This window comes from Caballeronia sp. GAFFF1, from assembly GCF_023630705.1.
GTDB lineage: Bacteria > Pseudomonadota > Gammaproteobacteria > Burkholderiales > Burkholderiaceae > Caballeronia.
Window position 1 is genome coordinate 65,647 of the sequence record NZ_JALQEM010000012.1, and the last position, 20,284, is coordinate 85,930.

Here is a 20,284-nt window from a genome sequence, read left to right on the forward strand (position 1 = left end):
CTTCACTGGCCTTCGGCACACTCCAGCGCGAACGCGAACAGGGCATCGAGAACGGCGTCCGGCTGTTCCGACATCAGCGCGTGGCCGCCGTCCAGTTCGACCGTACGCACCTGCACGCCCGTTTTGCGCAGCGCATCGGTGAGCGCGCGGGCGGCGCGCGGCGGCGTCATCACATCGCGCTTGCCGCAGAGCACGGTGACGGGACAGCGCACGGACGCGGCGCGGTCGAGCGCCTCCGTATAACCGTTGCAGGCGCTGAAGTCCGTATGAAAGAGCTGCGCCTCGCCCAATGCGCTCACGCGCTCCATCAGCCGCTGATTCATGCCTTGCAGCCAGAAGCCGGGTGCGGGACTGGAAGGCTTCGCTGCAATCGTCGAATGCGACCACTGGTTCACCATGCCGATGGCCTGCGGCTCGCGCTCGCGGGCGGCGTCGAGCAAGGCGTCGGAGACGGTCATCGGGGCGGCGGTTGCAATCAGCGCGAGGCCGGCGGCGCGGTCGGGATAGCGCGCGGCGGCGTCGAGCGCGATCAGCGAGCCCATGCTGTGGCCGACGAGGATGGCCCGGCCCACGCCGGCGGCATCGAGCACGCCGATGACCCAGTCCGCGAGCCCGGCGATGTCGTGCCGCGCGGGACCGTCGCTGCGGCCGTGGCCGGGCAGGTCGAGCGCCAGCACGCCGAAGCCGTGATGCGCGAAGTAGCGCGTCTTCAGCGCCCACACGCTATGGTCGTGCTGCGCGCCGTGAATGAAGACGACGGCGGGGCGCGCCGCGTCGAAAGGCTTGCCGCCGGTGTAGGCGTAGGCGCGGCGGCCGTCGAGATCGAGCATCATGCGCGGCTCCCGAGCGGCGTCGCGTTCGCCTGATCGCCGCTATCGGCGGCCTTTTGCGCAGCCTTCAGCCCGCGCTTCAGATCGTCGATCAGATCGTCTGGATCTTCCAGCCCGATCGAAAGGCGAATCCGTCCCGGCCCGATGCCCGCGGCGACGAGCGCGGCCGCGTCCATGCGGAAATGCGTCGTGGAGGCGGGATGAATGACGAGCGAGCGCGCGTCGCCGACGTTCGCCAGATGCGAGAAAAGCGTCAGCGATTCGATGAACGCGCGGGCTGCCGGCACGCCGCCGCGCACGTCGAAGCTGAAGACGGCGCCCGCGCCGCGCGGCAGCAGACGCTTGGCAAGGGCATGATCGCGATGCGTCGGCAGTTCGGGATAGGCCACGCCTTCGACCGCCGGCGAACTCAGCAGGAATTCGATCACCTTGCGCGTATTCGCGACATGCCGGTCCATGCGCAACGGCAAGGTTTCGATGCCTTGAAGCAGTTGCCATGCGGCCTGCGGATGCAGACACGCGCCGAAGTCGCGCAGGCCCTCGCGCCGGGCGCGCAGCAGGAACGGCGCGACCGTGCTTTCCTCGGCGAAGACCATGCCGTGAAAGCCTTCGTAAGGCTCGGTGAATTCGGGGAAACGGCCGCTCGCGGCGAAGTCGAAGGTGCCGCCATCCGCCAGCACGCCGCCGATGGTGGTGCCGTGGCCGCCGAGAAACTTCGTCGCGGAGTGATAGACGAAATCCGCCCCGTGTTCGAACGGGCGCAGGAGGTAGGGCGTCGTAAACGTCGAATCGACGAGCAGCGGCGCGCCGTGCGCGTGCGCAATTTCCGCGACGCCTGCGATATCCAGCACGTCCAGACCCGGATTGCCGAGCGTCTCGCCGAAGAAAAGGCGCGTGTTCGGCAGGGCGGCGGCGCGCCACGCGTCGAGATCGTGCGGCGGCACGAACGTGGTTTCGATACCGAAGCGCCGCAGCGTGTAATGCAGCAGATTATGCGAGCCGCCGTACAGCGCGGCCGACGCGACGATATGCGCGCCCGCGCCCATCAGCGTGGCGATCGCCAGATGCAACGCCGCCTGACCGCTCGCCGTGCCGATGGCGCCGACGCCGTTCTCCAGCGCCGCGACACGTTCCTCGAAGACCGCGACCGTCGGATTCGAGATGCGCGAATAGACGTGCCCCGAGCGCTCCATGTTGAAGAGCGCGGCGGCGTGGTCGGTGTCGCGAAAGGAGAACGACGTGGTCTGATAGATGGGCGTCGCGCGTGCCCCGGTGGCGGGATCGGGCGCGGCGCCCGCGTGCAGCGCGAGCGTATCGAAGCGATTGGCGGGCATCGTCGGCGGCCGGCGCGGCGTGCGTCCGGCGAAAATGTCGGTCGGCCATCCTATCATCGCGGCGGCGCGCGCAAACCTAGGGCGAACGCCTGCCGCCGGGCCGCGAAGCCTTATCCGAAAGGCTAACGCGGGCGCCGTTCGCTTTCCTTTTGCGGGCCTTTCCGATAGCATCGACCCATGGTTTCACAAACGCTTCGGCATCTGAACAGGCATTTCGCAAGGAGAAAGTCATGCGAGTCAGCGACATTCTGAAGGTGAAGGGCAACGCGCTATTCACCGTTACGCCCGATACGCCGCTCTCCGACGCGATCAACGTCATGGCGGCGCACGACATCGGCTCGCTGGTCGTCATGGAGTACGGCGATCTGGTCGGCATGCTGACTTTCCGCGAAATCATCCTCACGCTGCGCGAGAACGGCGGCGGCGTCGGCACCACGACCATCCGCAAGGTCATGGACGACCATCCGCTCACCTGCACGCCGGAAACCGACGTGAACGAAATTCGCCGCATGATGCTGGAGCATCACGTGCGCTATCTGCCGGTCATGGAGAATCGCGCGCTGATGGGCGTCATCTCGTTCTACGACGTGGCGAAGGCCGTGGTCGAGGAGCAGGGTTTCGAGAATCGCATGTTGAAGGCGTATATCCGCGACTGGCCGGAAGAGCAGGGCCAGCAGGAGCAGCAGAACGTTCGGTGAAGTCAGGGCTCGATGCCGCGCGCATTGTCGTCGCGCGGCAGCCTGCAGTGGCTGAAGCCGAGATACCGAAGTAGCCGGAACATCGCAGCGCGCCGAAGGGCGCGTTTTTTTTCGTCCGGCGTTTGAGCACACAAAGACACAATCTGACCGATAACCCATGAGTGACAACCCGTTGAACGCAAAGAACGACGCGGGCCCGCGTGCTTCCCGCAAGTCGCCCGGCGCAGGCGAGAGTCAGTTTCGTCTGCTGCGCGAGCGCCGCTTCGCACCGTTCTTCTGGACGCAGTTTCTCGGGGCCATGAACGACAATGTCTTCAAGGTCGGCTTTACGTCGCTCGTGACGTTTCAGGCGGCGCGCTTTTCCGGCGTGGATCCGAAGACCGCGGCGTTTCTGATCTCCGCCATCTTCATCGTGCCGTTCGTGCTGTTCTCGGCCACTTCCGGACAGATCGCCGACAAGTACGACAAGGCCGCGCTCGCGCGTCTCGTAAAGAGCTTCGAGATCGTCGTGATGCTGATCGGCGGCGCGGGATTCCTGCTGCACAGCGCGCCGCTGCTGTACCTCTGCACCTTCCTGATGGGCGTGCATTCGACCGTATTCGGACCCGTGAAATACGCTTATCTGCCGCAGCATCTGAAAGGCACCGAACTCGTCGGCGGCAACGGCCTCGTGGAAATGGGCACGTTCGTCGCCATTCTCATCGGCACGATCATCGGCGGGGCCGCGGCGGGCGCGGCGGAGCACGGCGCGCTGTGGCTCGCGGCGGCGTGCCTCGCGTTCGCGATCGTCGGGCGCGTCGTGTCGGGCTTCGTGCCGAAATCGGAGGCGTCTCAGCGCGACCTGCGCATCAACTGGAATCCGGTGTCCGAGACGTGGCGCAATCTTAAACTCGCGCGGTCGGACCGAACCGTGTTTCTGAGCCTGCTCGGCATTTCGTGGCTGTGGTTCGTCGGCGCGACGTTTCTCACGTCCTTCTTCAATTTCGCGAAAGACGTGCTGTCCGCGAATCCCGATGTGGTGACGATTCTGCTCGCGACGTTTTCGCTCGGCATCGGCAGCGGGTCGCTGCTGTGCGAGCGGCTCTCGAAGCACCGCGTCGAAATCGGGCTGGTGCCGCTCGGGTCCATCGGGATCAGCGTGTTTGCGATCGACCTTTTCTTCGCGAGTCACCGCCTCGCGCCCGCCCCGCATCTGCTCAACGTCAGCGAATTTCTGCTCGTGCTGCGGCACTGGCGCATTCTCGCGGACCTGTTTCTCCTCGCGATGTTCGGCGGCTTCTACAGCGTGCCGCTCTACGCGCTCATTCAGGCGCGCAGCCAGCCGACGCACCGCGCGCGCATCATCGCCGCGAACAACATTCTCAATTCGTTCTTCATGATCGTCTCGGCGCTCATGGCGCTTGCGCTCACGTCGGTGGGCGTGGGCATTCCCGGTCTCTTTCTCGTAACGGCGCTGCTGAACGTGCTCGTCGCCGTGTATATCTACTCGCTCGTGCCCGAGTTTCTGCTGCGATTCATCGCGTGGATGCTGGTGCACACGTTCTATCGCATTCGCCTGGTCGACGCCGCGCGCATTCCGTCGCACGGCGCGGCGGTACTCGTGTGCAATCACGTCAGTTACGTGGATGCGGTCGTCATCATGGCCGAGAGTCCGCGGCCGATCCGCTTCGTGATGGATCACCGCATCTTTCGCACGCCGTTCATCGGCTGGCTGTTCCGTCATGTGAAGGCGATCCCGATCGCGCCTGCGCACGAGGACGCGGAACTGCTGGCGCGCGCGTATCAGTCATGCCAGCGGGCGCTCGAAGACGGCGATCTGATCTGCATTTTCCCCGAGGGGAAACTGACGCGTACCGGGGACATGAACCCGTTCAGGCACGGTATCTCGGAGATTTTGCGGCGGCATCCGGCGCCCGTCGTGCCGATGGCGCTGCGCGGGCTGTGGGGCAGCGTCTTCTCGCGCGATCAGAACGCGCAGTGGCCGCGTCCCATTCGGCGGGGCGTGATGACGCGTCTGACGCTGGCGGTGGGCGAGCCCATCGCGCCGGAAGACGCGACGCCGCAGCATTTGCAGGACCGCGTGACGGCGCTGCGCGGCGCGCGGCGATAGCGGTAGACGCCAGACGGCGCTGGCATAATAGCGTTCTTCCCCGACACTTCTCGCAGGTCGACGCTCATGTCCGGCAACACCCTTGGCACGCTCTTCACCGTCACGAATTTTGGCGAATCGCATGGACCGGCGATCGGCTGCGTGATCGACGGCTGCCCGCCGGGCATGGCGCTCACCGAAGCCGACATTCAGGTGGAACTGGACCGACGCCGTCCGGGCACGTCGCGCCACGTGACGCAGCGGCAGGAAGCCGATCAGGTCGAGATTCTTTCGGGCGTGTTCGAAGGCGTCACCACGGGCACGCCCATCGCGCTCCTGATCCGTAACACGGACCAGCGCAGCAAGGACTACGGCAACATTGCCGAGACGTTCCGTCCGGGTCACGCGGACTACACCTACTGGCAGAAGTACGGCGTGCGCGACTATCGCGGCGGCGGGCGGTCATCCGCGCGCCTGACTGCGCCGACGGTCGCGGCGGGCGCGGTTGCGAAGAAGTGGCTGCGCGAGAAGTTCGGCATCGAGACGCGCGGTTACATGAGCGCGCTCGGCGAAATTCCGATTCCGTTCGTCGACTGGAATCACGTGCGCGAGAATCCGTTCTTCGCGCCGAACGCGGATGTCCTGCCGCAGCTCGAAGCGTACATGGACGCACTGCGCCGCGATGGCGATTCGGTCGGCGCGCGCATCGAAGTGGTGGCGAGCGGCGTGCCCGTCGGACTCGGCGAACCGCTCTACGACCGGCTGGATGCCGACATCGCCCATGCAATGATGGGCATCAACGCTGTGAAGGGCGTGGAGATCGGCGCGGGATTCGCGAGCGTCGCGCAACGCGGCTCGCAGCACGGCGACGAGATGACGCCCGAAGGCTTCGCCACCAATCACGCGGGCGGCATCCTGGGCGGTATTTCGAGCGGGCAGGACATCACCGTGTCCATCGCGATCAAGCCGACGTCGAGCATCCGCACGCCGCGTCAGTCCGTCGACAAGAACGGCGCGCCCGCGACGGTCGAGACGTTCGGGCGCCATGATCCGTGCGTCGGCATCCGCGCGACGCCCATCGCGGAGGCGCTGCTCGCGCTGGTGCTGATGGACCACGCGCTGCGGCACCGCGCGCAATGCGGCGATGTGACCGTCGCCACGCCGAAGATTCCCGCGCACGTACCGGGCAAGTAACGCCGCATAAAAAGAGCGCCGGTCTGGAAACCGGCGCTCTCGTCACATGTTCGGATAGTTCGGCCCGCCGCCGCCCTCCGGCGTCACCCAGACGATATTCTGCGTCGGGTCCTTGATATCGCACGTTTTGCAGTGAACGCAGTTCTGCGCGTTGATCTGCAGCCGGTCGCTGCCGTCTTCCGATTTCACGAATTCGTAGACCGCTGCGGGGCAGTAGCGGCCTTCGGGACCGGCATACGTCCGCAAATTTACGTTGACCGGCACGCTCGGATCTTTCAGCGTCAGATGCGCTGGCTGATTTTCTTCGTGATTCGTGTTTGAGATAAACACGGACGAGAGGCGATCGAACGTGAGCTTGCCGTCAGGCTTCGGATACACGATCGGCTTGCACTGCGACGCCGGCTTCAGCATCTCATGATCCCAATGCTGATGATGCAGCGTCCACGGCACGTTGCCGCCCATCACTTTCTGCTCCAGCCCGACCATGAACGAGCCGAGGTACAGGCCCTTGCTCATCCACTGCTTGAAATTGCGCGCCCGGTAGAGCTCGGTCTTGAGCCAGGAGTTCTCGAATGCTTCCGGGTACGCGGTCAGTTCGTCGGCCTGACGTCCGGCCTGCACGGCGTCGAACGCGGCTTCGGCGGCCATCTTGCCGGTCTTGATCGCTGCGTGGCTGCCCTTGATTCGCGACGCGTTCAGGAAACCGGCGTCGTCGCCAGCGAGCGCGCCGCCCGGGAACGTGAGCTTCGGCAGCGACATTAGACCGCCCGCGGTGATCGCCCGCGCGCCGTAGGACAGGCGCTTGCCGCCTTCCAAAAATCCGCGGATCGACGGGTGCGTCTTGTAACGCTGGAATTCCTCGAACGGCGACAAATACGGATTCGAATACCCGAGCCCGACCACGAAGCCGACCACCACCTGATTGTTGTCCATGTGGTAGAGGAACGACCCGCCGTAGGTATCGGGTTCCAGCGGCCAGCCGGCCGTGTGAATCACGAGTCCCGGCTTGTGCTTGACCGGATCGATCTCCCACAATTCCTTGATGCCGATGCCGTATACCTGCGGATCGGCATTCTGATTGAGCTTGAACTTGTCGATAAGCTGGCGCCCGAGATGCCCGCGCGCGCCCTCGCAGAAGAGCGTGTACTTGGCGTGCAGTTCCATGCCGAGCTGGAAGTTGTCGGTCGGTTGGCCGTCTTTGCCGACGCCCATGTTGCCGGTAACGACGCCGCGCACCGAGCCGTCGTCGGCATAGAGCACTTCCGCTGCCGGAAAGCCGGGAAAAATTTCGACGCCGAGCGCTTCGGCCTGCTGCCCAAGCCAGCGCGTGACATTGCCCAGGCTCACGACGTAGTTGCCGTGATTCTTGAAGTTGTCGGGAAGCAGCCAGTTCGGGACCTGCTTCGCGCCGGTCGGCGACAGGAACAGGAACCGGTCTTCGGTCACTTCGACGTCGAGCGGCGCGCCCTGTTCCTTCCAGTCGGGGATAAGCTCCGTGAGGCCGCGCGGGTCCATCACCGCGCCCGAGAGAATGTGCGCGCCGACCTCCGAGCCTTTCTCCAGCACGCAGACGCCGATCTCGACGCCATTTTCCGCCGCCAGTTGCTTCAGGCGAATCGCAGCCGACAAACCCGCTGGGCCGCCGCCGACGATCACCACGTCGTATTCCATCGATTCGCGGGGACCGTATTGCTCGATAAGGCTCGCCGGGGTCATCAATGTTCCTCTCTACCGTTAGAATGGCCTTCCAAGATCGCGTATTGTCAGCGAACGTCAGGCGGGCTGCAACCGAAGGTGTCTTGATCTGCACGATCGTACTATTTTTCGTGATACCGTGGTATCGGTGTCTACGCCAAGTGGCGCGACCGCGCGCCTCGCGCTGCCCGCGTCCCTCGCAAGGCTGAATCAACCGTACAAGAAGGAAGCACAATGGGCCGTTCGATCAACCTGGAAGGCAAGGTCGCGCTGATTACCGGCGCGTCCAGTGGGCTCGGGAAGCGTTTCGCGCAGGTGCTGTCGCAGGCGGGCGCGAAAGTGGTGCTCGCGAGCCGCCGCGTCGAGCGGCTGAAGGAACTGCGCGCCGAAATCGAGGCGTCCGGGGGCGCCGCGCACGTCGTTTCGCTCGACGTCACGGACTACCTGAGCGTCAAAGCCGCCGTTGCGCACGCCGAGACGGAAGCCGGTACTATCGATATTCTCGTCAATAATTCGGGCGTCTCCACCACGCAGAAGCTGACCGACGTGACGCCGGCGGACTTCGAGTTCGTCTTCGGCACGAACGTGCGCGGCGCGTTCTTCGTCGCGCAGGAAGTGGCCAAGCGCATGATCATGCGCGGCAACGGCGCGGCCAAGCCCGCTTATCGCATCATCAACATCGCCTCCGTGGCGGGGCTGCGCGTGTTTCCGCAAATCGGCCTGTATTCCATGAGCAAGGCCGCCGTCGTGCAGATGACCAAGGCCATGGCAATGGAATGGGGCCGCCACGGCATCAACGTGAACGCGATCTGCCCCGGTTATATCGACACCGAGATCAATCATCACCACTGGAAGACCGAGCAGGGCCAGAAGCTCGTGTCGATGCTGCCGCGCCGGCGCGTCGGTGCGCCCGAAGACCTCGACGGCCTGTTGCTGCTGCTCGCGGCCGACGAATCGCAGTTCATGAACGGCTCGGTCATTTCGGCGGACGACGGTTTTTCACTATGAGCATCGCGCAGGCAAACGCCGCGCGGCGCGCTGTTTTCAGACACTGGAAGGTTGAATGAGCAACACCCATACGCCCACGAACGCGGACCCCGAATTTCACACGGTCTTCGAGATGTCCATGCCCATTCGCTGGGGCGACATGGACGCCTTCGGGCACGTCAATAACACGGTCTACTTCCGCTACATGGAGCAGGTCCGCATTTCCTGGTTCGAGCACATCGGCGCGGCGGGCGGCAACGGCGAGGGCCAGGGGCCCGTCATCGTGAATGCGTCGATGGAGTTTCTGAAGCAGCTGCATTATCCCGGCGACGTCATCGCGCGCATGTCGGTCGGCAAGCCGGGACGCAGCAGTTTCGATACGCGCTTCGAGCTGTATCGCGCCGATGCGCCAGGCACGCTGTACGCGCGGGGCGCGGCGAAGGTCGTGTGGGTGGACTACGCGGCAGGCAAGTCGGTGCCGATTCCCGACGTGCTGCGTCAGATGATCGAAACGGCGGCGCCGGTCGCATCCTGACCACGCGGGTCAGTTGCCGAGCAGCCGCTGCAGTAACTCGGTTGCGTTGCCGGTGTCGTATTTGCGCATGAGCCGCGCACGGTAGATATCCACGGTGCGCGGGCTGATATCGAGCACGCGGCCGATCTGCTTGCTGGTCTTTCCCGTGACGAGCTGCGCGGCGATCTCGCGTTCGCGCGGCGTCAGTTCGATGGCGACGCGCCGCGTCGCGCTCAGGTCCTCGAACGTCCAGACGCCCGCCGCATGCGGCGCGGCGCGGTCGAGCGCGCGGCCGGTCACGTGGCACCAGAACAGTTCGCCGTTCGCGCGTTTCATGATGCGGTCGTCGCTGTAGGTGCCGCGGCCGCTGATATGCGCCGCGATGCGCTCGCCGATGCGCGCGAATTCGTCCGGCGTCGGATAGAGCACCTCGAACGAGCAGCCGATGAGCGTCTCGCGGGTCGCGCCGAAAATCGCGCAGACCTCCTCGTTGCAGTCTTCGATGGTGCGCTCTCGCGACAACACCAGCCCGACGGGCGCAAGATGAAACGCGGTTTGATAGTCCAGTTCACGCATGTCGATTCCGGCGCCCGGCCGGCGTCGCAAGCAACGACGGGCGCGGGCAATGACTTATGTATTTTTGCGTATTGTGCAGGATGGACCGCGCAGCGTACCCTTTGGGCCAAATCAAAGCGCCGCAACACGGTGTCTGGCGGCGCGAAAACCGGTTCTCAGTCGGGTTCAACATGGAAGGGACAAACAGATGAACAAGGTCTATCCCAGCGCGAAAGCGGCGCTCGATGACATCGTCAAGGACGGGCAGACGTTCGCCGTCGGCGGATTCGGCTTGTGCGGCATTCCGGAGGCGCTGATCGCCGCGCTGCGCGATTCGGGCGTGAAGGACATCACGTGCATCAGCAACAACGCGGGCGTCGACGGATTCGGTCTCGGCCTGCTGCTGGAGACGCGCCAGATCAAGAAGATGATTTCGTCCTACGTGGGCGAGAACAAGGAATTCGAGCGGCAATATCTGGCCGGCGAGCTCGAACTGGAATTCACGCCGCAGGGCACGCTCGCCGAAAAGCTGCGCGCGGGCGGCGCGGGCATTCCGGCGTTTTTCACGAACACCGGCTACGGCACGATCATCGCGGAAGGCAAGGAAACGCGCCAGTTCGGCGAGAACCACTACGTGCTGGAGCATTCGCTGACGGCGGACGTCGGGCTCGTCAAGGCGTGGAAAGCCGACAAGTCGGGCAATCTGATCTATCGCCGCACGGCGCGCAACTTCAATCCGATGTGCGCGATGGCCGGCAAGATCACGGTCGCGGAAGTGGAAGAGATCGTGGAAGTCGGCGAACTCGATCCGGACGCGATCCACACGCCGGGCATTTTCGTGCAACGGCTCGTCCTGAATGCGCATCCGGAAAAGCGCATCGAACAACGCATCGTCCGCGCGAAAGGAGAATGACCATGGCTTGGACTCGTGACCAGATGGCCGCGCGTGCGGCGAAGGAATTGCAGGACGGCTTCTACGTAAACCTGGGCATCGGCTTGCCGACGCTCGTCGCGAACCACGTGCCGCCGGGCGTCGAAGTGTGGCTGCAATCGGAGAACGGGCTGCTCGGCATCGGGCCGTCGCCGACCGAGGAAGAAGTCGACGCCGATCTCATCAACGCGGGCAAGCAGACGGTGACGACGCTGCCGGGTTCGTCGATCTTTTCGTCGGCGGATTCGTTCGCGATGATTCGCGGCGGCCACATCAACCTCGCGATTCTCGGCGCGATGCAGATCAGCAAGAAGGGCGACCTCGCCAACTGGATGATCCCCGGCAAGATGATCAAGGGCATGGGCGGCGCGATGGATCTCGTCGCGGGCGTGAAGCGCGTCGTCGTGCTGATGGAACACGTGGCGAAGGGCGACCAGCACAAGATTCTCGAAGAGTGCACGCTGCCGCTGACGGGCGTGGGCGTCGTGGACCGCATCATTACCGATCTCGGCGTGATCGACGTGACCGATAACGGGCTGAAGCTGGTCGAACTCGCCGACGGCGTGACCGTCGAAGAGATTCAGCGCAAGACCGGCGCGCCGCTCGACGTCAGCAGCGCGCAGTAAGTTCGCAAAAGAACGCGGTTCTGAAGCGGGCGGGGCGGAAGGCTTCGCCCGCTTTGCTTTTGCGCCGCGCGAAGCATCGTCCGTTCGGCTAACTGCTCGGCGGCGCGCCGGACGCTTTAGAATCGTTCGGACATCTTCCACGAGGAATCTCCATGAGCGCATCCATCGTCGTCGAAGCATCGCATTCCACGCTCACCGCGCCGCGCCAGCGTTTTGTGCAGTGCGCGAGTCCGGCGGGGCTGCATCGCATGGCCTACACCGAGTGGGGCGATCCGGCCAATCCACGCGTGCTGCTGTGCGTGCATGGGCTGACGCGCTCGGGCCGCGACTTCGACAAGGTCGCGCAGGCGTTCGCGGCGGAGTATCGCGTGGTGTGTCCGGACGTAGTTGGCCGCGGCCTGTCGGACTGGCTCGCCGACTCGCGTTACTACGGTCTCGCGCAATACGTCGCCGACATGGTCACGCTGATCGCGCGGCTCAATGTGGAAACAGTCGACTGGTTCGGCACGTCGATGGGCGGGCTGATCGGCATGGTGCTCGGCGGATTGAAGAACACGCCGATCCGCAAGCTGCTCCTGAACGATGTCGGGCCGCATATCGAGCCGGTGGCGCTCGAGCGTATTCGCAGCTATCTCGGCAAGCCTGCGCGTTTTGCATCGCTCGACGAAGGCATCCGGCAGGCGGCGGCGCTCGCGGCGTCCTTCGGGCAGCTCACGGACGAGGAATGGGCGGGCATCAACGCGCCGCTCTTGCATGAGCGCGACGGCGCGTGGACGTTCCGCTACGACCCGGGCATCGCCGCGCCGTTTTCCGAGGCCACGGACGAACAGAACGCTGCGGGCGAAGCGTTTCTGTGGCATTCGTTCGCATCGATCGCGACGCCGGTGCTCGTGGTGCGCGGCGAAAGCTCAGACCTGCTGTCGCGCGAGACCGTCGCGCAGATGGTCGAGAAGGGGCAGGCGGTATCGAGCGTGGAAGTGCCCAACGCCGGCCATGCGCCCGCGTTTCTCGACAGCGATCAGATCGCCGTCGCGCGGCGCTTCTTTCTCGAAAACGAGGCCCGCGGGGCATAATATCGGGCTGAGCGCGTGACGCTCTGTCTCGTTTTTGAACTCATCACAGGACTGGATAACCCATGGCAGTTACTCGTCATCACGTCGGCGCGCGCCTTTCCGAGATCGCCATTCACAACGGCACCGTGTATCTCGCAGGCCAGATCGCGGAGGACACGGATCAGGACATCACCGGCCAGACGCGCGAAGTGCTGGGCCACATCGACCGTCTGCTCGAAGAGGCGAACAGCGACAAGTCGCACCTGTTGTCCGTGCAGATCTTCATCTCGGACATGGTGCATTTCGCCGGGATGAACGCCGTATGGGACGCTTGGGTCGCGCCGGGCCACACGCCGCCGCGCGCCACCGTCGAGGCGAAGCTCGCGAACCCGGCCTGCCTCGTCGAAGTCGTCGTGGTGGCTGCGCAGCGTAGCTGAACCGGTGAGCAGCACGGCCGTCGCGGCTTTACCGTATGACCGAGAGCACCGTCCCCGCTGACACGCTGCCCGAGCCGTCGTTCGACGACGCGCTCGCGTTCGTGCGCGAGCACGCAAAGGACGCGCGGCTCTCCACGGGCGAAATGCTGGCGGACCACGCCGCGGGCACCGCGCGCATCATGCAGACGCTCAACGTCGACCCGCATGCGGTCGCCGCCGCCGCGTTGTTCGCGCTCGCGCCGCATCTCGACCATCCCGAGACCTTGATTGCCGAACGCTTCGGGCCGGAAGTGCAGCGGCTCGTGAGCGACGTGCGCAAGCTCTTGCGCCTCGGCTCGGTCAGTTCCCGTGCGACGCTCGCCGCGTTGCCCGACAACACACGCGACGCGCAGGCGGCGCGGCGCGCGCAGGTCGAATCGCTGCGCAAGATGCTGCTCGCGTTCGCGCAGGATATTCGCGTCGTGCTCATCCGGCTCGCTTCGCGCCTGCAGACGCTGCGCTACCACGCCGCGAACAAGACCGAGCCGCCGCCCGAGGTGCCGCGCGAGACGCTCGACATCTATGCGCCGCTCGCCAACCGCCTCGGCATCTGGCAACTGAAGTGGGAGCTCGAAGACCTGTCGTTTCGCTTCGAGGATCCCGTCACGTACAAGCGCATCGCGAAGTTGCTCGACGAAAAGCGCATCGAGCGCGAATCGTATGTGACCGAGGCGATCGCGCAGCTGCAAAAGGAACTCGACACCGCGCACATCAAGGCCGAAGTGAGCGGCCGGCCGAAGCATATCTATAGCATCTGGAAGAAGATGCGCGGCAAGCATCTCGACTTCTCGGAACTGAACGACGTGCGCGCGTTCCGCGTGATCGTCGGCGATATCAAGGATTGCTACACGGTGCTCGGCATCGTGCATAACCTGTGGCAGCCGGTGCCGCGCGAATTCGACGATTACATCTCGCGGCCGAAGCCGAACGGCTACAAATCGCTGCATACGGTGGTCGTCGGCGACGACGGACGCGCATTCGAAGTGCAGATCCGCACGCACGAGATGCATCAGTTCGCCGAGTACGGCGTGGCCGCGCACTGGCGTTACAAGGAGGCCGGGGCGCGCGGCTACGCGGGCCAGGTCATGGCAAGCGAGAAGTACGACGAAAAGATTGCCTGGCTGCGTCAGCTTCTCGCGTGGAAAGACGACGTGGAGGGCGATCGTCCCGGCTGGCAGCATCTGCGCGACGCCACGCTCGACGACGACCACATCTACGTGCTGACGCCGCAGGCGCGCGTGATCGCGCTGCCGCACGGTTCGACGGCTGTCGATTTCGCGTACCACCTGCATAGCGAGCTCGGGCATCGCTGCCGGGGCGCGCGTGTCGATGGCGCGATGGTGCCGCTCAACACGCCGCTGCAGAACGGGCAGACGGTCGAGATCATCGCGGTGAAGGAGGGCGGACCGTCGCGCGACTGGCTCAATCCGCAGCTCGGCTATCTGCATAGCCCGCGCGCGCGGCAGAAAGTGCGCGCCTGGTTCAACGCGATCGACGCGGCTGAGAATGTCGCGCAGGGCCGCGCGATCGTCGAAAAGACCTTGCAGCGCGAAGGCAAGACGTCGGTCAATCTGGATCAGCTCGCGGCCAAGCTGGGCTTCAAGGCGCCCGAGGAGCTCTACGCGGTCGTCGCGAAGGACGAGTTCAGCCTTCGGAACATCGAGCAGGCGCTCTCGGATGCGCCGCCGCCCGAGCCGGAGCCGGAAGCGCCCGCGCAGTTCGAAAAGCGCAGCAGCGGGCAAAGCGTGGCGCACGGCGCGTCGACGGGCGTGCTGGTCGTCGGCGTCGATGCGTTGCTCACGCAGCTCGCGCGCTGCTGCCGTCCCGCGCCGCCCGATCCGATCGCCGGATTCGTCACGCGCGGCAAAGGCATGTCGATTCACCGCACCGACTGCGCGACGTTCCAGCGCATGGCGCATCGCTCGCCCGAGCGCGTGCTGCATACGACGTGGTCCGCCGAGGTGATGAACGGCCGCGGATCGTCGGTGTATCCGGTGGACCTCGCGGTGGAGTCGACGGACCGGCAGGGGCTGCTGCGCGATATCTCGGAAGTATTTGCGCGGGAGAAGATGAACGTGATCGGCGTGAAGAGCCAGAGCCGGCGGAACATCGCGTTCATGCAGTTCACGGTCGAGGTGTCGAACGCGGCGCAGATCCAGCGCGCGTGCACGCTGCTCGGCGAAGTTCCGGGCGTGATCCGCGCGTCGCGGCGTGCCTAGCGGGGCGCGCCTAGACTCATCGCGCGGAAAGTTAAACGGATCGGCGAATATTTTCGCGATTCATGTACAGAAACACTTGCCGAAATACGAAATGCTCCATATAATCTCACTTCTTTCAGGCTCGTAGCTCAGCTGGTTAGAGCACCACCTTGACATGGTGGGGGTCGTTGGTTCGAGTCCAATCGAGCCTACCAACGAAAACGAGACTTCGGCGAATCATCGGTTCACGGAGTTTCACTCCGCAAGAAGCGCGAAGGCGCAAAAGGCGAACAAAGAAATGGCACTTCGAACGTTGACCGAAGCATATTCGGAGCGACGCTAGTCGAGGACCTCTTTCGCCTTCTGCCCTTTTGTTTCGCGGTATGTGTGAAAAGTGAATGCGGCCCCTCGAAAGTGGGGCCGCATTTTTTTTGTCCCTCGGTTTCTGTTTCTCGACGCCGCGGGCCAGTGCTTATTCGAACTCGCTCGGCGTGCGCCGGCGTCCTGGAGAACGAAATGGTTTCGGTACGTTTGCCTGATGGGTCGGTCCGCCAATACGACCACCCGGTGACCGTCGCGGAAGTCGCGGCATCGATCGGCGCGGGCCTCGCCAAGGCGGCGCTCGCCGGCAAGCTGAACGGCGAGCTCGTCGATACGTCCTTCGTGATCGACCACGATTCTTCGCTCGCCATCGTCACCGACAAAGATCCAGAAGGCGTGGATGTCGTTCGCCATTCCACGGCGCACTTGCTCGCCTATGCGGTCAAGGACCTGTTTCCTGAAGCGCAGGTGACGATCGGGCCGGTCATCGACAACGGCTTTTACTACGACTTCTCGTACAGCCGTCCTTTCACGCCCGAAGACCTCGAGAAGATCGAGAAGCGCATGCAGGAAATCGCGAAGAAGGACGAACCGGTGTCGCGCCGCGTCGTCTCGCGCGACGAGGCGGTGGAGTACTTCAAGAGCATCGGCGAGCAGTACAAGGCCGAAATCATCTCGTCGATTCCGGAATCCGACGAGATTCGGCTCTACTCGCACGGCAACTTTATCGACCTGTGCCGTGGCCCGCACGTGCCGTCTACCGGCAAGCTCAAGGTTTTCAAGCTGATGAAGGTCGCCGGCGCGTACTGGCGCGGCGATTCGAAGAACGAGCAACTGCAGCGCATCTACGGTACTGCCTGGACCAAGAAGGAAGACCAGGACCAGTATCTCCACATGCTCGAGGAAGCGGAAAAGCGCGACCATCGCAAGCTCGGCAAGCAGCTCGACCTGTTCCACTTGCAGGACGAGGCGCCGGGCATGGTGTTCTGGCATCCGAAGGGCTGGTCGCTGTGGCAACAGGTCGAGCAGTACATGCGCCGCCGCGTGAACGAAGCCGGCTATCTGGAGATCAAGACTCCGATGGTCATGGACCGTTCGCTGTGGGAAGCGTCCGGTCACTGGCAAAACTATCGTGAAAACATGTTCACGACCGAATCGGAAAAGCGCGACTACGCGATCAAGCCGATGAACTGTCCGGGGCACGTGCAGGTGTTCAACCACGGCCTGCGCTCGTATCGCGATCTGCCGCTGCGCTACGCGGAGTTCGGCTCGTGCCATCGCAACGAACCGTCGGGCGCGCTGCACGGTCTCATGCGCGTGCGTGGCTTCGTTCAGGACGACGCGCACATCTTCTGCACCGAAGACCAGTTCATCGCCGAGTCGATTGCCTTCAACACGCTTGCCATGAGCGTGTACAAGGACTTCGGCTTCGAGCACATCGACATCAAGCTGTCGCTGCGTCCCGAGCAGCGCGCGGGCACCGACGAAACCTGGGATCGCGCGGAGCAGGGGCTGCGTGAAGCACTGACCGCCTGCGGTCTCAAGTGGGAAGAACTCGCGGGCGAGGGCGCGTTCTACGGACCGAAGATCGAGTATCACATCAAGGACGCGCTCGGCCGGTCCTGGCAGTGCGGCACGCTGCAGCTCGACATGGTGCTGCCGGAGCGTCTTGGCGCAGAGTACGTCGCGGAGGACAACAGCCGCCGCCGCCCGGTCATGCTTCACCGCGCGATCGTGGGTTCGATGGAGCGTTTCCTCGGCATCCTGATCGAGCACCATGCCGGTGCGATGCCGCCGTGGCTCGCGCCTGTGCAGGCAGTCGTGCTGAATATTGCCGAAAGTCAGGCCGAGTACGCGGCATCGCTCGTCCAATCGTTGCAAAAACAAGGGCTTAGAGTTGAGGCCGATTTGCGCAACGAGAAGATTAGCTATAAAATACGCGAGCACACGCTGCAAAAGGTCCCGTATTTGCTGGTTGTCGGGGACAAAGAGCGTGAAGCGCAAACCGTGGCCGTGCGTGCTCGTGGCGGTGTCGATCTCGGCGTCATGCCGGTCGGCGCATTCCTCGAACGTCTGCAGCAGGAAGTGCGGGCGTTCAAGTAAGTCACTCGCAGCGCGGCTAGTTTTTTCATCTTTAGAGGAAACGTAACATCGCTACTGATAAGTCGTCACATCGCATCAACGGTGAAATTACTGCACCGGAAGTGCGCTTGGTCGGAGTGGACAACGAGCCGCTCGGAATCGTGAAACTGGCCGAGGCGTTCCGTCAGTCGGAACAGCTCGACGTGGATCTCGTCGAAATTGCGCCGCAGGCCTCGCCGCCTGTCTGCCGTTTGATGGATTACGGCAAGTTCAAGTACTCGGAAGCGAAGAAGCAGCACGAGGCAAAGCTGAAACAGAAGATCGTGCAGGTGAAGGAAGTCAAATTCCGCCCCGGCACGGATGACGGTGACTACAACGTCAAGCTGCGCAACCTCACGCGCTTCCTCGAAGATGGCGACAAGACGAAAATCACGTTGCGTTTCCGTGGGCGCGAAATGGCGCACCAGGAAATCGGCATGCGCATGCTCGAACGCCTGAAGGCGGATCTGGACGAAGTCGGCCAGGTCGAGCAGATGCCGAAGATGGAAGGTCGCCAGATGATCATGGTGCTGGCGCCGAAGAAGAAGGCGAAGTAAGCACAGTAGTAAGCGATGGATCGCGCGCCGCCCGGTCTGCAGACAGGGCGGCCAGCGCGGCATCGCCAGCGGTTTCAGAAGCGTGCCGGTTCAGTGGCGCGGTTCATGAAAAGCGGCGGTCTATGAACGAGATCGTCCGCATACAAGTGGCGCGTGGGTTTCGAAGGGCGGGAAGGGATCTTGGCCGGTACGTGAAGATCAGCCGCACACCCATGACCATCTAATAAACTGGAGTAGTTTCATGCCGAAGATGAAGACCAAGAAGAGTGCTGCAAAGCGCTTCGTGGTGCGTCCGGGCGGTACCGTCAAGCGCGGTCAGGCCTTCAAGCGCCACATTCTTACCAAGAAAACCACCAAGAACAAACGCCATCTGCGTGGCGCCACGGCCGTTCATGATTCCGATCTGAACTCCGTCCGCGCAATGCTGCCGTTCGCCTAACCTCATCTAACTTAAGGAGAGCAACATGCCTCGAGTAAAACGTGGGGTTACCGCACGGGCCCGTCACAAGAAGATCATTCGTCTGGCCAAGGGTTACCGCGGCCGTCGCAATAACGTCTATCGCATCGCCAAGCAGGCGGTCATGCGCGCCGGGCAGTACGCCTACCGCGATCGCCGCAACAAGAAGCGTGTGTTCCGCGCACTGTGGATCACGCGTATCAACGCGGCGGTGCGTCAGCACGACATGACCTACAGCGTGTTCATCAACGGCCTGAAGAAGGCTTCGATCGAACTCGACCGCAAGGTGCTGGCTGACATGGCTGTGTTCGACAAGGCTGCTTTTGCTGCGATCGTCAAGCAGGTGAAAGCCGCCGTCGCAGCCTAATTGCGAAATTAGTACTGCGTGGTTTGCCTGAGCGTCGCCGTGTCGTAGACGGTTGCGCGAAGGCAGAAAACGGGGCTCTCACCGAGCCCCGTTTTTGTTGGCCGGACGGTTTTGCGCTTGACTTGGATTGTTGGCTTCCTTGGCTTTGTTTGCTGCCAGGGCACGCGCAAAACCGTAAATCAGACTGAACTTTCGACGTTGAAAAGATGGGATCAATGGATCTGGACCAGATTGTCGCCGACGCGAAAAGCGCCTTTGAACACGCCACCGATGCCACGACGCTCGAAAACGAGAAGGCCCGCTTTCTCGGCAAGTCCGGCGCGCTGACCGAACTGCTGAAGGGCTTGGGCAAGCTCGATCCGGAAGCGAAGAAAACCGAAGGCGCGCGCATCAATCTGGCCAAGCAGCAGGTCGAGGCCGCGCTCAATGCGCGCCGTCAGGCGCTGGCCGATGCACTGCTGAATCAGCGGCTCGCCGCCGAAGCGATCGACGTTACGCTTCCCGGGCGCGGCGCGAGCGTGGGCACGCTGCATCCGGTGATGCGCACGTGGGAACGCGTCGAGCAGATTTTCGGCTCGATCGGTTTCGACGTGGCCGATGGTCCCGAAATCGAGACCGACTGGTATAACTTCACCGCGTTGAATAGCCCGGAGAATCATCCGGCGCGTTCGATGCAGGACACGTTCTACGTCGATGGCAAGGACGCCGAAGGACGTCCGCTCCTGCTTCGCACCCACACGAGCCCGATGCAGGTGCGCTACGCGCGCATGAATAAGCCGCCGATCAAGGTGATCGTGCCGGGTCGCACGTATCGCGTGGACAGCGACGCCACGCATTCGCCGATGTTCAATCAGGTCGAAGGCCTGTGGATCGAGGAGAACATCAGCTTCGCGGACCTGAAGGGTGTCTACACCGATTTCCTCAAGAAGTTCTTTGAGCGCGACGACATTCTCGTGCGCTTCCGCCCGTCGTATTTTCCGTTCACGGAGCCGTCGGCCGAGATCGACATGATGTTCGAGCACGGCAAGAACGCGGGCAAATGGCTGGAAATCTCGGGCTCAGGTCAGGTGCACCCGACCGTCATCCGCAACATGGGTCTGGACCCGGAGCGGTATATCGGCTTCGCGTTCGGCAGCGGCCTCGAGCGTCTGACCATGCTGCGTTACGGCGTGCAGGACTTGCGCCTCTTCTTCGAGAACGATCTGCGTTTCCTGCGCCAGTTCGCCTGAAGCCGCACAGCCCGCGACGCCCGGTTTTCGCAGAAGCATCGGGCGAGAGACAC

19 protein-coding genes and 1 tRNA gene are annotated in these 20,284 nt (G+C 63.6%); 16 read left to right on the top strand and 4 right to left on the bottom strand.

Going from position 1 to position 20,284, the window contains the following annotated elements; all coding sequences use genetic code 11:
- Positions 1-2: 2 nt before the first annotated feature.
- A complete protein-coding gene (locus tag NCR37_RS05330) occupies positions 3-833 on the bottom strand; it encodes an alpha/beta fold hydrolase (RefSeq protein WP_250472093.1) in 831 nt (276 codons plus the stop codon).
- Positions 830-2,164 carry an O-acetylhomoserine aminocarboxypropyltransferase gene (locus NCR37_RS05335; protein WP_250472094.1) on the bottom strand — a complete coding sequence of 445 codons (1,335 nt, stop codon included), beginning with the start codon at positions 2,162-2,164 and terminating at the stop codon, positions 830-832. Before NCR37_RS05335 ends, NCR37_RS05330 begins: the two co-directional genes overlap by 4 nt.
- A 230-nt stretch (positions 2,165-2,394) precedes the next feature.
- On the opposite strand from NCR37_RS05335, the gene NCR37_RS05340 reads away from it, so the two are divergent.
- From NCR37_RS05340 to aroC, 3 genes are all read left to right on the top strand, one after another.
- Positions 2,395-2,862, top strand: coding sequence for a CBS domain-containing protein (locus NCR37_RS05340; RefSeq protein ID WP_175940065.1), 468 nt, complete (start codon positions 2,395-2,397; stop codon positions 2,860-2,862).
- A gap of 157 nt (positions 2,863-3,019) precedes the next feature.
- A complete protein-coding gene (locus NCR37_RS05345; protein ID WP_250472095.1) occupies positions 3,020-4,972 on the top strand; it encodes an MFS transporter in 1,953 nt (650 codons plus the stop codon).
- 66 nt (positions 4,973-5,038) lie between these two features.
- Entirely contained in the window at positions 5,039-6,145 is a 1,107-nt protein-coding gene (aroC, locus tag NCR37_RS05350; protein ID WP_250472096.1) for a chorismate synthase, read from the top strand.
- Positions 6,146-6,187: 42 nt separating this feature from the next.
- On the opposite strand, the gene NCR37_RS05355 is transcribed toward aroC, so the two are convergent.
- Entirely contained in the window at positions 6,188-7,861 is a 1,674-nt protein-coding gene (locus NCR37_RS05355) for an electron transfer flavoprotein-ubiquinone oxidoreductase (protein ID WP_250472097.1), read from the bottom strand.
- Positions 7,862-8,074: 213 nt separating this feature from the next.
- Here NCR37_RS05355 and NCR37_RS05360 point away from each other — a divergent pair, with 213 nt between their 5' ends.
- Positions 8,075-8,848, top strand: coding sequence for an SDR family oxidoreductase (locus NCR37_RS05360; protein ID WP_175940069.1), 774 nt, complete (start codon positions 8,075-8,077; stop codon positions 8,846-8,848).
- A gap of 55 nt (positions 8,849-8,903) precedes the next feature.
- The gene (locus NCR37_RS05365; protein ID WP_250472098.1) at positions 8,904-9,362 is read left to right on the top strand and encodes an acyl-CoA thioesterase; all 459 of its coding nucleotides are present in this window, start codon (positions 8,904-8,906) and stop codon (positions 9,360-9,362) included.
- Between the two features lie 9 nt (positions 9,363-9,371).
- On the opposite strand, the gene NCR37_RS05370 is transcribed toward NCR37_RS05365, so the two are convergent.
- Positions 9,372-9,917 (bottom strand): LuxR C-terminal-related transcriptional regulator, encoded by a 546-nt coding sequence (locus NCR37_RS05370; protein ID WP_175940071.1) that lies wholly within the window; start codon positions 9,915-9,917, stop codon positions 9,372-9,374.
- A 187-nt stretch (positions 9,918-10,104) separates the two neighbouring features.
- On the opposite strand from NCR37_RS05370, the gene NCR37_RS05375 reads away from it, so the two are divergent.
- The 11 genes from NCR37_RS05375 to pheS all read left to right on the top strand — a co-directional run bounded on the left by NCR37_RS05375 (position 10,105) and on the right by pheS (position 20,231).
- Positions 10,105-10,809, top strand: coding sequence for a CoA transferase subunit A (locus NCR37_RS05375; RefSeq protein ID WP_250472099.1), 705 nt, complete (start codon positions 10,105-10,107; stop codon positions 10,807-10,809).
- 2 nt (positions 10,810-10,811) lie between these two features.
- Positions 10,812-11,453 (top strand): CoA transferase subunit B, encoded by a 642-nt coding sequence (locus tag NCR37_RS05380; RefSeq protein ID WP_250472100.1) that lies wholly within the window; start codon positions 10,812-10,814, stop codon positions 11,451-11,453.
- A 152-nt stretch (positions 11,454-11,605) separates the two neighbouring features.
- On the top strand, positions 11,606-12,526 hold the full coding sequence (locus NCR37_RS05385; RefSeq protein ID WP_250472101.1) for an alpha/beta fold hydrolase: 921 nt from the start codon (positions 11,606-11,608) through the stop codon (positions 12,524-12,526).
- A 62-nt stretch (positions 12,527-12,588) separates the two neighbouring features.
- Positions 12,589-12,942, top strand: coding sequence for a RidA family protein (locus NCR37_RS05390; protein ID WP_175940075.1), 354 nt, complete (start codon positions 12,589-12,591; stop codon positions 12,940-12,942).
- Between the two features lie 35 nt (positions 12,943-12,977).
- Entirely contained in the window at positions 12,978-15,200 is a 2,223-nt protein-coding gene (locus NCR37_RS05395) for a RelA/SpoT family protein (protein WP_250472102.1), read from the top strand.
- Between the two features lie 117 nt (positions 15,201-15,317).
- Positions 15,318-15,394: transfer RNA gene (locus tag NCR37_RS05400), tRNA-Val, on the top strand.
- A 301-nt stretch (positions 15,395-15,695) separates the two neighbouring features.
- Positions 15,696-17,603 carry a threonine--tRNA ligase gene (thrS, locus tag NCR37_RS05405; protein ID WP_250472103.1) on the top strand — a complete coding sequence of 636 codons (1,908 nt, stop codon included), beginning with the start codon at positions 15,696-15,698 and terminating at the stop codon, positions 17,601-17,603.
- 47 nt (positions 17,604-17,650) lie between these two features.
- A complete protein-coding gene (gene infC / locus NCR37_RS05410; protein WP_175940639.1) occupies positions 17,651-18,178 on the top strand; it encodes a translation initiation factor IF-3 in 528 nt (175 codons plus the stop codon).
- A 241-nt stretch (positions 18,179-18,419) separates the two neighbouring features.
- On the top strand, positions 18,420-18,617 hold the full coding sequence (gene rpmI / locus NCR37_RS05415) for a 50S ribosomal protein L35 (RefSeq protein ID WP_004191477.1): 198 nt from the start codon (positions 18,420-18,422) through the stop codon (positions 18,615-18,617).
- 25 nt (positions 18,618-18,642) lie between these two features.
- Positions 18,643-19,002: a 50S ribosomal protein L20 gene (rplT, locus tag NCR37_RS05420; protein ID WP_008350196.1), complete on the top strand. Its 360-nt coding sequence runs from the start codon at positions 18,643-18,645 to the stop codon at positions 19,000-19,002.
- Between the two features lie 215 nt (positions 19,003-19,217).
- Positions 19,218-20,231, top strand: coding sequence for a phenylalanine--tRNA ligase subunit alpha (pheS, locus tag NCR37_RS05425; protein WP_250472104.1), 1,014 nt, complete (start codon positions 19,218-19,220; stop codon positions 20,229-20,231).
- The last annotated feature ends 53 nt before the right edge of the window (positions 20,232-20,284 follow it).